The sequence below is a fragment of the Microvenator marinus genome (assembly GCF_007993755.1).
Taxonomy (GTDB): domain Bacteria; phylum Myxococcota_A; class Bradymonadia; order Bradymonadales; family Bradymonadaceae; genus Allomicrovenator; species Allomicrovenator marinus.
Genome location: NZ_CP042467.1, coordinates 4,488,135 through 4,502,716 on the forward strand (window position 1 = coordinate 4,488,135; position 14,582 = coordinate 4,502,716).

A 14,582-nucleotide genomic window follows, 5' to 3' on the forward strand; every position below is an offset into this window, starting at 1 on the left:
TGAACTCAAAACCCGTGAGGAAGCCCCATGGCTCAATATAGTGAACTAGAGAACCTCGATCCCCCGACCCTCGATGCGTTGGTCAAGATGATGGTGTGGGTCGTCTATTCGGATTTCGATGAAGAACTCTCAGAGTCGATGACTGTGATTCGTCTGGCGAGCCAGATTGGATGGGAATATGACGAACCGGCTGGGGCGGTGATTCGTTGGGCAGAAGAATTGAAAGTACACAACAACGTGCAGCTTCAGGAAGCATGCGCTCAGCTTGCAGCGCGCATTCCCTCGCAGGCACAGCGCGAGCAGGCCATAGCGCTCTTTGAAGAGGTCGCTCGTGCAGATGGAAAAGTCATGGCTGGGGAAAATCTCTTGCTCGATTGGCTTAAGGAAGCGTTTGAAGAGGAGGGATCATGAGGAGTGTGATTTTTTGTTCGATTTTGGCGTTGGCTCTAAGTACCGGTTGCGCCTCCTGTGACGAGGACAGCGGCATCGGGTCAAACAATACCGCTGGTCAGGACATGGGCACAGACACAGGCTCAAGTGCCTCTAACAATGGCACCAACGCTGAGTCCAATAACTCGACGACGAACGCAGAGAATGAGTGTCCGGCCTATCAAGATTTGTGTGGCGGCACGTGCATCCCGACTCAAACTGACCCGGACAACTGTGGAGGTTGTGGCGTCGTTTGTGGGGCTGAGGAGGCATGTTCGGGTGGACAATGCCAGGATTCGTGTCTGCCAGGGCTTGAGGTCTGTGATCGGGAATGCGTGGACACCCAACTGGATAATCGCCACTGCGGAGGCTGCAATCAGGCTTGTGAGGATGGAGAGGGTTGTGTGGACAACACCTGCGTGGATGCGGTCGACCTAGATTTCGATGCGGCTTCGTGTACCAACGGCGGGCCAGATATTGACCTTTCACCGGCACAAAACGTGCCCAACGAGTGCGCGGGCAATCTAGCCGAACTTACCTTCAGGTGGGGTATTTGTTCGTGTGAAGACTTCACAACCAATAACGAGTTGGACGTCGATGCATTCGACTCAACGCTCGGCCCCTACCAGCCCGGAGACTTTGGAGGAGGCGTAGGAGTTAATGGCCGATACACAGCGAATAATCCAGTGTCTGTAACCGGAGCCTTCTGGGTGGCAGGTGCAGAGGGAATGCTCGTGAACAACGGGATAGACGTTAAACTTCAGCTACAAAGTGGTGGCAACTGGACGGTTAACTCCACTTCTTCCGTGGGGCGTGACGCTACCGTCAAAGGGGATATCATCACGAGTTCGGAAGTTAATATCGCTGGAAAGCTCATCACGGAAGCTGCGAGCAACGTGCCGGGCTCGGTCAATTATGCTTCGGTGGAGCGCCGCGCTGTGAACGTGCCTGAGCCTTGCACCATCGGTTGCGCGGGGCAGGCCATAGATGTTGGCGGAATCGTCGCGGCGTTCGAAGGGAACAACGACAACGCCGTGATCGGGCTGGAATCCAATCTCCTCTTACCTGAAGGAACGCAGGCGAGCGGTGCCACACGCATAGACTTGCCGTGTGGTCGCTACTATTTAGACGGTATCAACTCCAATCAGGCGGCGACCATCATTGCACACGGAAAGGTTGCGCTATTTGTGGGAGGTGACGTGGTGGCGAACAATCCACTCACGCTCAGCGTGATGCCCGGCGCACAGCTTGATATTTTTGTCGCCGGAAACTTCACTACCAATAACGAGATCCAGCTCGGTTCTCAAAACTATCCAGCCATGACTCGACTTTATGTGGGCGGCGAGAACGGGTTCATCTCCAACAATCCGTTGACCCTTGGAGGGTATATCTATGCTGTGCCAGGGGGCATGACCACCAATAACGAGGCGGAGATCTACGGTGGTATTTTCACCCAGTCCGGCGATGTGAACAATCCATGGCGCGTGCACTTTGATAGGGCGGTGACTCGGGTTGGGGATTCATGCGACCCAGAACCCGACCCCGACCCAGACCCGGATCCTGAGCTGCAGTGCGGACGTGAAGGAGATTCCTGTCAGAACTCAGCCTGCTGCAATCCGTATCTCTGTATCGAGGGAACTTGTCAGCTCCTCGACTGCGTGCCGGCTTTTGGTGCTTGTGATACCTCTGATGAATGTTGCTCTGGCACATGCTCGGGCAATAATGGTATTTGTGTACTTCAGTAGAATCTGGAGTCACATTCCGTGAGCTTTGAATCGATAGGTCTAGTGCTAGGAGGGATTGGACTTTTCCTACTGGGAATGTCCTTGATGACAGATGGCCTTCGTTTTGCGGCGGGTGATTCGCTGGCTCGGATTCTTCACAAAATGACGCGTAACCGATTTCTCGGGATCTTCACGGGCGCCTCGATGACGGCATTGGTTCAATCGTCAAGTGCAACGACCCTGATGACCGTAGGATTGGTCAGCGCCGGCTTGATTTCGTTCTCCAATGCGGTGGGAATCATTTTCGGCGCAAATATCGGCACGACCATGACCTCATGGCTCGTGTCCCTCATCGGGCTTAAGTTCAAGGTTTCGGCCTTTGCGCTGCCTGTGGTTGGAGTAGGTTCCATCGGAATGTTGGTGGGCAAGGGGACGTGGAAGTTTGTCGGGCAAGCGATTACAGGCTTCGGCCTACTCTTTGTAGGCATCGACTTTCTGCAGTCTGGTATGACCGGGTTAACCGGTTTATTCGACCCGACCCAGATGCATCCGGAGACGTTCTTCGGCCGGGTTCTCCTGGTGGTTGTCGGGCTTATGATGACCGTTGTCATGCAGTCGTCTAGCGCGGCGCTGGCTTCTACGCTGACAGCCCTGAGCACTGGCGCGATTACGCTGGGGGCCGCAGGCGCTCTTGTCATAGGCCAAAATGTGGGAACTACGATTACCGCGATGATTGGTGCCGTTGGGGGGAGTGTACCTGCAAAGAGAACGGCTCTTGCTCATGTAATGTTTAATGCCTTCACGGGCGTGGTGGCCTTTGCACTCTTGCCTCTCTTTGAGAAGTTTGTTTTTGAAGCGACCGTCTCTCTTGGTGGTCAGGATCCGACCATTCAACTCTCGGCATTTCATACCGCGTTCAATTTTCTCGGTGTCATTCTGCTCGCACCCTTCATCCATCAATTCTCACGCCTTGTGGAGAGGATGATCCCGGGTCAGAAGAAGAAGTTTGTGGGTGGACTCACTTCGGCTACGTTGACGGTACCGGCCGTAGCCGTAGGGGCAGTACACAAGGCTCTTGAGAGCATGCTACGGGCCTCAACTCTAGCAATGTTAGAGCACTTGAACGGAAAGTCGTCCCAGCTCGAAGTGTTCGAAACGCTCGTTCAGGAGAAGGCAGAAGCGGACGCGTTTCTGATGGAAATCGCGCGCTCTCCCTTGTCTGATGAGGCACAGGCTCACCATATCGCGATGATGCATGCGGAAGACCATTTGGACCGACTCTTCAATGTCATAGGGTCGGCCAAGTTCTGGAAACAATCTCAAAGATTCTCGCATCGCCAACAGATCACCGAGGCACTCCTAGATGCTTTGGTTTCCGCCTCGAGCACAGACGACATGGACGCTCTTGCCACTCACCTAAAGGGCCTCTCCTCCCAAGTAGCTCAGATTCGCACCAAATCGCGCGCTGAGATGCTTCAGAAGGTTTCGAAAGGGAAAGTCATGGACGCAGAGGAGTTCGACGACGAATTGCGCTACGTGCTCGACGCCGACCGATGTGTCTACCACCTCTGGCGAGTGGCTAACTATCTGGCGCAAAGGCCGGACAACGAAGAACCAATGCAACCATAGGGATTCAAAATCCCATCCCGCCATATTTGATGCCGGATAGCTCGGCCATCTCCTTCTTCCACGTGGTCAAATCCTTCGTGTTGAACTCGTTGAGATGCGAGTGTCCACAGGCCCGCGCCATCACGCTCATCAACGCCGTAGACGTCTTGAAAAAGCGTGCAAGCCGCTCAGCGCCCGCGTCAGGATTGAGCCTTTTTCTAAGCTCGGGCTTTTGCGTGGCGATACCAGCCGGGCAGTTATTTGTGTGACACATTCGCGCGCCCACGCACCCAACGGCTTGAATCGCAGAGTTCGCGAGCGCAACCCCGTCGGCTCCCATGGCCATCGCCTTGATGAAGTCCTCGGGCATCCTCAGGCCGCCCGTAATGATGAGCGTGACTTCTCGCCCGGCCTTCTTGTCCAAATGATGTCTTGCTCGAGCGAGAGCTGGAATAGTGGGGACGCTGATATGATTTCTGAAGAGCAGTGGTGCGGCGCCCGTCCCACCGCCCCGGCCGTCGAGGATAATGTAGTCTGCGCCTGCCTCTAGGGCGAAGTCGATATCGTCTTCGATATGATTGGCCGAGAGCTTAAATCCGATTGGTATACCACCGCTTCGCTCGCGTACTTCATCGGCGAATCGCTTGAATTCTCCGACCGTTCTGGGGGACTCAAAGGTGGCCGGGGAGATGGCGTCTTGACCTACTTCGAGGCCGCGCGTTTTGGCTATTTTCTCGGTCACCTTCGCTCCAGGAAGGTGTCCGCCGGTTCCTGTCTTAGCCGCTTGTCCGCCCTTGAAATGAAAGGCTTGGACTTCTTCCACAAGGTCCATCGACCATCCGAACTTGGCTGAGCCGAGCTCGAGGAGATACCTCGAGTTCGCCTGCCTCTCTTCGTCAAGAGATCCGCCTTCCCCTGAGCAAATCCCGGTGCCAGCCATTTCCGCACCCTTTGATAACGCGATTTTTGCCTCTTCCGAGAGTGCCCCGAAACTCATATCCGACACAAAGAGAGGTATCTCTAACTCAAGCGGCTTCTTCGCCCTTGGACCGATGATGAGCTTCGTTCCGACCACAGCGCTATCCTGAAGAGGTTTGGTGGCGAGCTGTGCGGTTAGAATCTGGATATCATCCCAGTGCGGGAGGTCTTTGCGCGGCACGCCCATGGCACCCATCTCGCCATGGTGTCCTTTAAGTCCTTCCCTCGCCATAGCGTGAATCCGTGCGACCGTGGGCTCCTCGGGGGTGGGCTCTGCTTTGGGTGCTTCGTCGTCCTTTTGGCCGACGTCTTCTGGAAGCTCGTCCCCTACATCGACCTTGAGTTTGTTGTGGGTGCCATCACAGAAGGGCTTGTCCGACGTTCCCTTACACTGACACAGCCATGCTTCGCCGTCTGACTCGGCCGTGAACTCAAGAGGCGTAATCCCCGTTCCTTTGTGAGAGCCGTCGCAGAAAGGCTGGTCTTGAGAGCGCCCGCAACGGCACCAGTAATACGTTTCACCCTTCTTTAGGTGTAGGGAAACAGGCTTCTTCGCAGCCACGATCGGTCGTTCGGACATGTTTGCTCCTTCGGTTTTCTGATGGAGCTAAGATGCCACAGAACATGAATAAGTTCCAAAGCCGTATAGACTGGGAATCAGTCGCCGCGGTAGATCGCGCCTGTGGTACACGTCTCGAAGACTTCAACGCGTGAGAGCTGTGGCAACTCAGCCTTGAGTTCCTGCCAGATCCACCTCGCAAGCACCTCACTCGTCGGGTTTTCCAAGCCTGGAATCTCATTCAAATAATGATGGTCAAGCCGCTCCCATGTGGGCTTGAAGACCGCCTTGATATCGCCAAAATCGCTGACCCAGCCAAAGACAGGATCCAACGGTCCTTCCACGTAAATACGGCACCGAAACGAGTGTCCATGAAGCCGCGAGCATTTGTGGTCAGGAGGAAGGTTTGGGAGCCGATGCGCAGCTTCGAAAGTGAATTCTTTAAAGATTTCCATGGTGCGATACGTGCCGATTAAATCTTATCGGCCAAAGAGCGATGGTAGAGTTTCGGAATATGGGGCGCTAGCGACGCCAACCTCGGTGATGATGGCAGTCACGAGCTCGGCCGGCGTGACGTCGAACGCAGGATGTGCTGCCTTCATTCCCTCAGGGGCAATAGTTTTGCCCTGAATCTCAGTGACCTCTTTAGAGGAACGCTCTTCAATCGGGATGCCCGCGCCGTCCTGTGTGTTCAGGTCGATCGTTGAAAGCGGCGCTGCCACAAAGAACGGGATCTTGTGATACTTGCAAAGTACAGCCAGAGAGTACGTTCCAATCTTGTTGGCCACATCTCCATTGGCGGCGACTCGATCAGTACCCACAATCACACAATCAACAAGGCCTTGTTGCATGTAGAACCCCGCCATATTGTCCGTGATCAGGGTGGCCGGAATCTCGTCTTGGATGCACTCCCAGGCGGTAAGTCTTGCGCCTTGCAGGTAGGGCCGAGTCTCATCCACCCAGACATGCTGCAACTTCCCGACAGCCTTTGCGGCACGTATAATGCCAAGCGCCGTTCCATATCCACCGGTGGCCAAACCGCCTGTGTTGCAATGCGTGAGGATCCGAACTCCGTCCTTGAGCAGCGCGGCGCCCTGGCGCCCCATCTCTTGGTTGTTGGCACGGTCCTCATCGTTGATGGCGTGGGCTTCGGCTAGAAGTCTTGCGACCACGTCTTGGTGGGGCTGCCCCTCGACGGTGCCGAGCGTCGTCCGCATCCGGTCGAGTGCCCAAAAGAGGTTGACCGCCGTGGGCCGTGTCTTGGCGAGCAGCTCAAAAAGCGCCTCAACCTTTGCCGCCTCATTGAGCAAGGTAGGGTCCTCTCTAAACCCGAGTGCAACGCCATAGGCCGCGGCGATTCCAATCGCAGGCGCGCCGCGCACTGACATCTCACGAATGGCATCAGCCACCGCGGCCGCGGACTCAAGCTTGAGCCAACGCTCGGCTTGCGGCAGCTCCTTCTGCTCAAGCAGAGAAAGGTGGCCGTCTAGCTCACCTACCCAGATCAAGGGGCGCACGTTGGAATCAAACACGTTCGGGAATTCACTCATAAAACGTCCTGTGAACTAAGAGAGTTTTTGGTCGAGGAGTTCATTGACGGCCTGTGGGTTTGCCTTGCCTTTCGATGCCTTCATGACCTGGCCCACAAACCATCCCTTGAGCGCTTCTTTTCCAGCCCGAAACTCTTCGACTTTGTCTGGATTGTCGGCGAGGATTTGGTCCACGATGGCGGCGATCGCGCCGGTATCGGTCACTTGTTTTAGCCCACGTGTTTCCACAATCTTGGCCGGCATGTCACCACTTTCGAGCACATATCCCAGAACATCTTTGGCGATCTTTCCAGAGATGACCTTCGTCTCAATAAGCTCGACCAACTCGGCGAGGTGGGCCGGCGTCAGGGCAAAATCACCGATCGTATCGGCGGATGCTTCGCGCAAGATCTCGTGGATAACCCAGTTGGCGGTGGTCTTTGCCCATTTCGGAGCCACGCAGGCCGCTTCAAAATAGTCCGCTACAGGCTTATCGGCTGCCAATACAGCTGCGTCCTGTCCGCTCAGGCCAAGCTCTTCCTGGTAGCGCTGGCGCTTCGCCGCGGGCAGCTCCACAAGTTCTTCTTTCAAGCGCGAGACCCAGGCTTGTTCGAGGACCAAAGGCGGAAGATCCGGCTCTGGAAAATAGCGGTAGTCGTGGGCCTCTTCTTTATCACGCATCGGGAACGTGACGCCCTTGTCAGGGTTGTAGAGCCGGGTCTGCTGAACCACCTTTTGGCCTGATTCGATGAGCTCAATCTGGCGCCGCATCTCGTAGTTGATGGCATCCTTGATGAACTTAAACGAGTTCAAATTCTTGAGCTCACACCGTGTACCAAGCTCGGTCTCACCGCGTCGTCTCACGGATACATTTGCATCACATCGAAACGACCCTTCCTGCATATTTCCGTCGCAAACCCCAAGGTACATCACAATGCTTCGGAGCTCCTTCAAGTACGCGATGACCTCGTCAGGATGCCGCAAATCGGGCTCACTCACGATTTCGATCAGCGGCACGCCGGCACGATTCAGGTCTACAAGGCTGAACGGAGCGCCCGACATATGCGAGGACTTCCCTGCATCTTCTTCCATATGTATGCGTGTGATTCCTACGCGCACCGCTCGGTCCTCAACGTCAACCTCGAGATGCCCGTGCTCGCAAATCGGCAGGTCGTGCTGAGAGATCTGATAGCCCTTCGGAAGGTCCGGGTAGAAGTAGTTCTTCCGTGCAAAAACGCTGCGCATATTCAAAGTGCAATTGAGCGCAAGCGCGGCCTTTACCGCCAACTCAACCGCGTGTTTGTTCAGCACAGGCAAAACGCCCGGAAGTCCAAGGTCTACCTCGTTGACGTGCGAATTGGGGGCCGCGCCAAAGGTGGTGGGAGCGGCGCTAAAAATCTTCGAATGGGTGGCGAGTTGGCAATGAACTTCGCAGCCCACCACGAGCTCCCATGTGTCGTAAATACTCATGAGCGACCTCCACTTTCGATGACCGACGCGGCCTGAAAGACCAAATCCTCTCGGAAATGTGGAGCCAAAATCTGGATTCCGATCGGAAGACCCGACGTCGGTCCAGGGACACTAATTCCTGGAAGGCCCGCGAGATTACAGGAGATCGTGAAGATATCCTCAAGGTACATCTGCAAGGGGTCGTTGGTCTTCTCACCGAGTCGAAACGCTACGTTGGGCGTTGTTGGGCCCAAAATCACGTCTACAGCCTTGAAGGCATTCTCAAAGTCCCGCGTGATCAAGGTGCGAACCGATTGAGCTTTCTTGTAGTACGCATCGTAGAAGCCTGCAGAGAGCACGTAGGTGCCGAGCATGATTCGGCGTTTGACCTCTGGACCAAACCCCTCGCTTCGAGACTTCGTGTAGAGTTCTTGGAGCTCTCGAGCCTCGGCGCGGTGGCCGTAGCGCACTCCATCAAATCGGGCGAGGTTGCTGGACGCTTCAGCTGTGGCCAGGAGATAGTAGGTGGCCACCGCGTACTTGGTATGCGGAAGTGAGACCTCTTGAATCTGAGCCCCTTGTGACTCAAGTCGTTGCAAAGTCTCCTGCACACTCGCCCGCACTTCGGGGCTCAGCCCCTCTACTCCCGGTCCGAAGTACTCTTTGGGAACGCCAATCTTGAGCCCTTCGACGCCTCGACCAAGACTCTGGGTCCAATCTTCGGAAGGTACGTCCATTGAAGTCATGTCGTGAGGGCAGGGGCCGGCGAGCACATTGAGCATGAGGGCGGCGTCCTCCACGGTGCGAGTCATCGGGCCGATTTGGTCGAGTGATGAGGCAAACGCGATGAGGCCAAATCTGCTCACACGCCCATAGGTTGGTTTGAGCCCCACGGTACCGGTAAAAGCAGCCGGTTGACGTATCGAGCCACCTGTATCGGAGCCTAATGCCGCCACACACAGGTTCGCCGCCACAGCGGCCGCCGAGCCACCCGACGACCCGCCAGGCACACGTTCCGGATCAGCCGGGTTTTTTACGGCACCAAACGCGGAGTTCTCATTCGAAGAACCCATCGCGAACTCGTCGAGGTTGGTCTTTCCTAAGATCAAGGCTCCGGCGGCCTTGAGTTTGGTGACCACAGTCGCATCGTACGGACTGATGAAGCGCCCGTCGGCCTGGTCCAAAATCTTCGAGCCGGCGCTTACGGGGCCGCCCTTGACGCAGATATTGTCCTTGATCGCGATTGGCACGCCACCGAGTACGCCTGTGTCCTCACCGCGCGCTCGCGCCTCATCGATGCCTCTCGCCTGCGCGAGCAACTCGTCCGAGTCCACGACGCTGATGAAGGCACCGTGCGTGTCCTCCTTAATTGCGTCCAGATACTGCGCGGCAATATCGGCAGATTTGGTGCCCGCTTTGTAGGCATCCAAAAGTTGTCGAATCGTGTGTGTCTCTTGACTCATGATGCCACCACCTTTGGCACCTGAAACTGACCTTCGGCCTTCGCTGGAGCGTTGCTCAAGACCTCGTTGCTGGTTAGCCGAGACTCGGCCACATCCTCTCTCAGACGCATCGTGGTCGAGACGGGATGTGAAGTCGCTTCAACGCCCTCTGTGTCCACTTCATTGAGGGCCTCCACGTATTCGAGAATCGAATTGAGGTCGTTTCGCAAGCCTTCTAGCTCATCGGCTTCAAAGCTCAGATGAGCGAGTTGGGCAATCTTTAGAACTTCTTCATTGGTAATCAAAACCACCTCCGGCAAGTCTCTTAGGTCCGCGATGCACGGTTTCTCATAGAATCGAACTATGGCCAACACAAGATCGCAAGCCCTTGTCGGCCTCCAAGTCCGCCGTTTCCATGGACGAGTCCAAATTTCTCCTCGGAGGAGTTTTGAAGGGCATTAGCCACGAGAACGAGGCCTCGAAGTGCCGGGTTATTCCACGGTGCGCGGGCGAAATTCATTCCTCCCGACTGAGTCAGCTCGTGGGTCTGGATGAATCTGAGCCATTCGTCGGGACTCGACGAGGCACTGAGCAGCTCAATCAACGCCAGTGGCACACACGGAAAGCACGTATACGCCTCCAAAACCAAGTCTTGGTAGGAACCGAGTGAAAGTCTTGAAAAGATCTCGGCTAGATGGTCATAAGAGGCCAGTGCGTCGACGTTTTCTGGGCCGTCAGGGACTTCGATGCATTCAACTGCTTTCACAGCTACACCCTTGATTTCAAGCTCTCTTGCGACTTCTTCACGAGCGAGCAAGATCTGAGCTTCAAAGTCAATCCGAGGGTTTGCGCAATCCACCATCCTGAAAAGCTCGCTCGCCATCTCGTGGCGCGGCTCAACCACGATTCTTCGTCTCTCGGCGCTCTTGCGATAGTTGGACTCGAGCGCTCTCGAAAGACCGGCCAGCTCAGAAATCTCGATGCCTCGAAGCTCCAGAAAACGTCGAGTCAATTCGGTATAAGCATCCACCAGCGTGGTGTCATCGAAGACCTTCATCTTTGATTGAAGCTCCGCTGCAGGCCAGTGCCGCAGGTGGTCTCGTCCCGAGATGAGCACCAGGTCGAGGCCAGTGTTTAAGAGTTCAACTCCGGCCTTCAGCGCCCAGATCGGTGCAGCCCCACTCTTGAACGTGTTCTCGTGCTCAACCCAACCGTCCTCGAGAGCTTGAATTCGAAGCTCTTGAAACGAAAACCCCTGCGGAATTTCTACAGGGGTCCCGAGGATTCGGTCATCCTCTCTTAGGTATGTTGAGATGACATGAGCAGTCACAAATCACTTTCGGCGTCGGACAATGAGTCCTACCATGCCGAGAAAAAGAAGGGCAGAGCTAACCGATTCGAACGACCCGAGTCGGAAGGTCGGGGAAAAGAGCGTTTCGAGTTGCTTCAAGCTGGAGCGGGACTAGACGGTTCACCTCATCTCTGAATCGCCGGTCTTCTTCAGGCGTTAACTCTTGGTGGTTCGCTATGAAGTCCTTGGCTTTGACCAAGAGGTAGCGCCTTGCCGCATCGTGCAAAACAAATCTGGACACGGTTTCGTGTTTGCAGACCATCGGAATCTGGGTCTCGTCATGGAGGGTTTCTTCGTCGTCAGCCTCAAAAATGATGACTTCTGTTTCTTGGTGATCGCCGGCTAAGGACTCGAATTCTAGGTCAGCGGCGTCTTGATGCTCCCAAAGCGTCTCGAAATAAGCCGCGAGCGCGTCTTCAACGAGTTTTCGGCGAACGTCATAGCGGCTAGGTGAGAGCAGCATACCTTTGATGTGGCCACAGCCCACACCATTGGGCGTGGTGAGAAGGTCCAACGCGAGCGCTCGCTCCTTTTCCTTAAAGCCAATGATTTCTTCCGTACTCAACGCATCGCGGTCGAGCTCGCCAGCAATCCATGCCAGAGCGTGGTGATCTGTATGCATGTAAAACCTGCCGAAATGGCTCACGTAGTCTGAAAAAATCCGTTGAATCTCAGCTCGTCGCAAGAGCCGCGTTGTGGCCCGTTCTAGTGCGGTAATAAGCATGATGAATTCCCCCATGTTTCCACCCGGGGCGCCAACCACACAGTCTTTGTGTCGTCCGTCGATGCAGGCGAGGGTGGCGTCCTTTGTGAGGTCGCCGAGCTTGAGGAATTGAGTAAGTGCCAGTGACATGGTGTTTCTCCGAAAAGAGGTCGAGTTCTCCTGATGCACCTAGAGCACAAGCCGTGCCGCTCTCTACAATGTTGTACGTGGAACGCCCTGACCGCCCCATAGAATATGGCCAAGAGGACTTTAGGCCTGTCTCAGTTTAGGCGTCGAGTACGCCGTTCAACCTTTGTGAAACGTTGCAACATGGTTTCAACGACTTGGCTTTCTTCGGCGAGTGGAAACGGCGAAAGGCTAGGTGTGGCCTTGTGATGAGGGTCTTGGCACGTCTGATGCTTTGGGATCGGAAGCGTAAATTCGGAGTCCAGCTCCCGCTGCACAGGAAATCAGATGAATTCACTCGCAAAAAAATACCTGCCGTTCATGGAATGGTTGGTGAACTACGATCGCAGGAACCTTCGTGGGGACGTGACTGCAGGTCTAACAACAGCCGTCATGCTCATCCCACAAGGTATGGCTTACGCCATGTTGGCTGGCCTTCCACCTATCCACGGCCTCTACGCTTCCATCGTTCCCATCGCAATTTACGCACTGCTTGGGACTTCGCGGCAGCTGGCGGTCGGGCCCGTAGCTATGGTGTCCCTCCTCGTTGCGACGGGTGTGGGAGCCATCGCTGGCTCGGGCACCGAACTCTTCATCGCGTACTCGATTTTGCTCGCGCTCATGGTCGGCGTGATGCAGTTGGTGATGGGCATTGCGAGATTAGGCTTTCTTGTCAACTTCCTCTCTCACCCGGTGATCAGTGGTTTTACCTCGGCCGCCGCTATCATCATTGGATTGTCCCAACTCAAGCACTTGCTTGGGGTGAAGCTCGCAAGCGGCAAAGTCCACGTGGTCCTTGGTGACGCCTTGACAAGGCTCAGCGAAATCCAGCCGATTACGCTGGGGATTGGCGCGCTTACCATCGCGGTTTTGATGTTCTTTAAGAAGGTAAAGCCCGCGTTCCCAAGTGCGCTGGCCGTGGTGCTGCTCGGCACGCTGGCCGTGTTTTTCGGAGGTCTCAACCAGATGGGCGTGGCCATCGTGGGTGATGTGCCTGCTGGTTTCCCCGCACCAGGCCTTCCCGTGCTCGACTTCGATGCGATGAAAGCTCTCTTTCCTATCGCCCTCACCATCTCACTCGTCGGCTTCATGGAGTCGATTTCGGTGGCTAAGTCCTTCGCCAACCGAAACAAGTACGAAATCGACGCAAACCAGGAGTTGATCGGGCTCGGCGCCGCAAACATCGGTGGTGCGTTCTTCCAGGCGTACCCTGTGACCGGTGGTTTCTCCCGAACCGCTGTCAATGCCTCCGCAGGCGCCAAGACCGGCCTTGCCGCGCTCATCACCGCCGGCGTTGTTGCGCTCGCCCTGATGTTTCTCACGCCTCTCTTCTACTACCTTCCAAAAGCCGTGTTGGCAGGTATCATCATGGTCGCGGTGTTTGGCCTCGTGGACGTCAAAGAAGTCAAACACCTCTGGGCCGTCAAACGAAGTGACCTCGCGCTCCTTACCATCACCTTCTTCGCCACACTATCACTAGGGATCGAAGAAGGTATCCTGGTTGGAGTTGGGGCCTCATTGCTCTGGTTCGTGGTCAAGACAACTCGTCCACACTTTGCGGTCTTGGGTCAGATTCCTGGCACGCAGGCCTACAGGAACGTTAACAATCACTCCGAGGCTGAACCGGTTCCAAACGTGCTCATGGTGCGGATGGACGCTCAGTTTTACTTCGGAAATGTGAGCTTCCTAAAAGAAAAGCTGGCCGAGCTCGAACGCGATGTTCCGGGCGGTCTGAAAGCCGTGATCATTGACGCGAGCTCAATGAATCAACTCGACAGCTCCGCGGTCCACGCACTATCCGAGCTCCTCGTCGCGTACAGAGATCGGGGCGTGAAGCTTATGATCGCCAACGCGAAACGCCCTGTCGTCGATGTGATGGAGCGCGCTCATTTGCTCGATGCGCTCGGCGAAACCGGACTCTTCCTGACGGTTCACGAAGCCGCAGAACACGCGCGCAGCTTGCCGGATCCCTCCGCCGAAGATCGAGCTCAGGTTCTAGAGGTCAACAAGTCTTCCAAAAAGAACGCCGCAAATTCATTGCGATTGGCGAGTCCTGATTTGCGATAGATGGCGCCAGCTTGGTCGCGAACGGTTCGTTCGCTGACGTCTCGAATCTGGGCGATCTCTTTGAGGCTCAAGCCTTTCAGTAGAAGTAGTCCCACGTCGGTCTCGGCCGGCGTCAAATCCCAAGCCTTGAGCTGCAAATCTATCGCGTCCGAAAGCCCCGAGAGTAGTTCCTCGTTTTCCTTTCTCCAAGTATTGGCCCGCTCCTCCCACTTTCCACTTTCTTCGATCGCATCTTGGTATGCCTGACGCATGGATTTGATCCTTTTGACGAGCAGAAACCAAAGCCAGCCCCCTACGCTAGTTGCTAGAACGATGAGTGTAAGTTCAACCGCAAAATGTAGGCCAGAAACGTGATCGAACTCAGTGATGAGATCAATACCGACAAGGACTGCTACGAGCCCTAAAACCGCAGCCGGCAGCCCCAAAACTAGGAGTCCGTCATTTGACGGGTGTTCGTAAATCACCCTTCGTTTCAACGCTTTAGGTTCATCCGTCATCGGTCGTATTTCCGTTTCGAGATTACGCACTAGTTTGAGTCTTGAACGCGTCATTTCCGA

13 protein-coding genes are annotated in these 14,582 nt (G+C 55.4%); 4 read left to right on the forward strand and 9 right to left on the reverse strand.

Annotated features, from left to right (window positions below; genetic code table 11):
• The first annotated feature begins 27 nt into the window (after positions 1-27).
• Genes FRD01_RS18445 through FRD01_RS18455 form a run of 3 tightly spaced genes read left to right on the forward strand, consistent with a single transcriptional unit; the run spans position 28 to position 3,782 of the window.
• Complete coding sequence (locus FRD01_RS18445; RefSeq protein WP_146962349.1) at positions 28-411, forward strand: TerB family tellurite resistance protein; 384 nt, start codon at positions 28-30, stop codon at positions 409-411.
• On the forward strand, positions 408-2,174 hold the full coding sequence (locus FRD01_RS18450) for a DUF7305 domain-containing protein (RefSeq protein WP_146962352.1): 1,767 nt from the start codon (positions 408-410) through the stop codon (positions 2,172-2,174). Before FRD01_RS18445 ends, FRD01_RS18450 begins: the two co-directional genes overlap by 4 nt.
• Positions 2,175-2,216: 42 nt before the next feature.
• Complete coding sequence (locus FRD01_RS18455; RefSeq protein ID WP_283808743.1) at positions 2,217-3,782, forward strand: Na/Pi cotransporter family protein; 1,566 nt, start codon at positions 2,217-2,219, stop codon at positions 3,780-3,782.
• Between the two features lie 4 nt (positions 3,783-3,786).
• Here the strand turns inward: FRD01_RS18455 and FRD01_RS18460 are convergent, their stop codons facing one another.
• From FRD01_RS18460 to FRD01_RS24460, 8 genes are all read right to left on the reverse strand, one after another.
• Positions 3,787-5,319 carry a glutamate synthase-related protein gene (locus FRD01_RS18460; protein ID WP_146962358.1) on the reverse strand — a complete coding sequence of 511 codons (1,533 nt, stop codon included), beginning with the start codon at positions 5,317-5,319 and terminating at the stop codon, positions 3,787-3,789.
• 77 nt (positions 5,320-5,396) lie between these two features.
• Positions 5,397-5,753 carry a 6-carboxytetrahydropterin synthase QueD gene (queD, locus tag FRD01_RS18465; RefSeq protein ID WP_146962361.1) on the reverse strand — a complete coding sequence of 119 codons (357 nt, stop codon included), beginning with the start codon at positions 5,751-5,753 and terminating at the stop codon, positions 5,397-5,399.
• Between the two features lie 24 nt (positions 5,754-5,777).
• A complete protein-coding gene (gene mtnA, locus FRD01_RS18470; protein ID WP_146962364.1) occupies positions 5,778-6,848 on the reverse strand; it encodes an S-methyl-5-thioribose-1-phosphate isomerase in 1,071 nt (356 codons plus the stop codon).
• Positions 6,849-6,863: 15 nt separating this feature from the next.
• The gene (gene gatB, locus FRD01_RS18475; RefSeq protein WP_146962369.1) at positions 6,864-8,297 is read right to left on the reverse strand and encodes an Asp-tRNA(Asn)/Glu-tRNA(Gln) amidotransferase subunit GatB; all 1,434 of its coding nucleotides are present in this window, start codon (positions 8,295-8,297) and stop codon (positions 6,864-6,866) included.
• Positions 8,294-9,739, reverse strand: coding sequence for an Asp-tRNA(Asn)/Glu-tRNA(Gln) amidotransferase subunit GatA (gene gatA / locus FRD01_RS18480; RefSeq protein ID WP_146962372.1), 1,446 nt, complete (start codon positions 9,737-9,739; stop codon positions 8,294-8,296). The genes gatB and gatA overlap by 4 nt, the downstream gene beginning before the upstream one ends.
• Positions 9,736-10,023 (reverse strand): Asp-tRNA(Asn)/Glu-tRNA(Gln) amidotransferase subunit GatC, encoded by a 288-nt coding sequence (gatC, locus tag FRD01_RS18485; RefSeq protein WP_249755733.1) that lies wholly within the window; start codon positions 10,021-10,023, stop codon positions 9,736-9,738. The genes gatA and gatC overlap by 4 nt, the downstream gene beginning before the upstream one ends.
• Positions 10,024-10,079: 56 nt before the next feature.
• Positions 10,080-11,048: a beta-ketoacyl-[acyl-carrier-protein] synthase family protein gene (locus tag FRD01_RS18490; RefSeq protein WP_146962378.1), complete on the reverse strand. Its 969-nt coding sequence runs from the start codon at positions 11,046-11,048 to the stop codon at positions 10,080-10,082.
• Positions 11,049-11,106: 58 nt separating this feature from the next.
• A complete protein-coding gene (locus tag FRD01_RS24460; RefSeq protein ID WP_249755734.1) occupies positions 11,107-11,922 on the reverse strand; it encodes a hypothetical protein in 816 nt (271 codons plus the stop codon).
• A 324-nt stretch (positions 11,923-12,246) separates the two neighbouring features.
• On the opposite strand from FRD01_RS24460, the gene FRD01_RS18500 reads away from it, so the two are divergent.
• Positions 12,247-14,025: a SulP family inorganic anion transporter gene (locus FRD01_RS18500; protein ID WP_146962384.1), complete on the forward strand. Its 1,779-nt coding sequence runs from the start codon at positions 12,247-12,249 to the stop codon at positions 14,023-14,025.
• On the opposite strand, the gene FRD01_RS24465 is transcribed toward FRD01_RS18500, so the two are convergent.
• The gene (locus FRD01_RS24465) at positions 13,947-14,522 is read right to left on the reverse strand and encodes a helix-turn-helix transcriptional regulator (RefSeq protein ID WP_249755735.1); all 576 of its coding nucleotides are present in this window, start codon (positions 14,520-14,522) and stop codon (positions 13,947-13,949) included. The genes FRD01_RS18500 and FRD01_RS24465 overlap by 79 nt on opposite strands.
• Between the last annotated feature and the right edge of the window lie 60 nt (positions 14,523-14,582).

Bases quoted from the DNA above. Each gene is read 5' to 3' on its own strand.
- FRD01_RS18500 (WP_146962384.1), top strand. From the start codon at position 12,247: ATGAATTCACTCGCAAAAAAATACCTGCCGTTCATGGAATGGTTGGTG.
- FRD01_RS24465 (WP_249755735.1), bottom strand. From the start codon at position 14,522: ATGACGGATGAACCTAAAGCGTTGAAACGAAGGGTGATTTACGAACAC.
- gatA (WP_146962372.1), bottom strand. From the start codon at position 9,739: ATGAGTCAAGAGACACACACGATTCGACAACTTTTGGATGCCTACAAA.
- FRD01_RS24460 (WP_249755734.1), bottom strand. From the start codon at position 11,922: ATGTCACTGGCACTTACTCAATTCCTCAAGCTCGGCGACCTCACAAAG.
- mtnA (WP_146962364.1), bottom strand. From the start codon at position 6,848: ATGAGTGAATTCCCGAACGTGTTTGATTCCAACGTGCGCCCCTTGATC.
- gatB (WP_146962369.1), bottom strand. From the start codon at position 8,297: ATGAGTATTTACGACACATGGGAGCTCGTGGTGGGCTGCGAAGTTCAT.
- FRD01_RS18460 (WP_146962358.1), bottom strand. From the start codon at position 5,319: ATGTCCGAACGACCGATCGTGGCTGCGAAGAAGCCTGTTTCCCTACAC.
- FRD01_RS18450 (WP_146962352.1), top strand. From the start codon at position 408: ATGAGGAGTGTGATTTTTTGTTCGATTTTGGCGTTGGCTCTAAGTACC.
- queD (WP_146962361.1), bottom strand. From the start codon at position 5,753: ATGGAAATCTTTAAAGAATTCACTTTCGAAGCTGCGCATCGGCTCCCA.
- FRD01_RS18445 (WP_146962349.1), top strand. From the start codon at position 28: ATGGCTCAATATAGTGAACTAGAGAACCTCGATCCCCCGACCCTCGAT.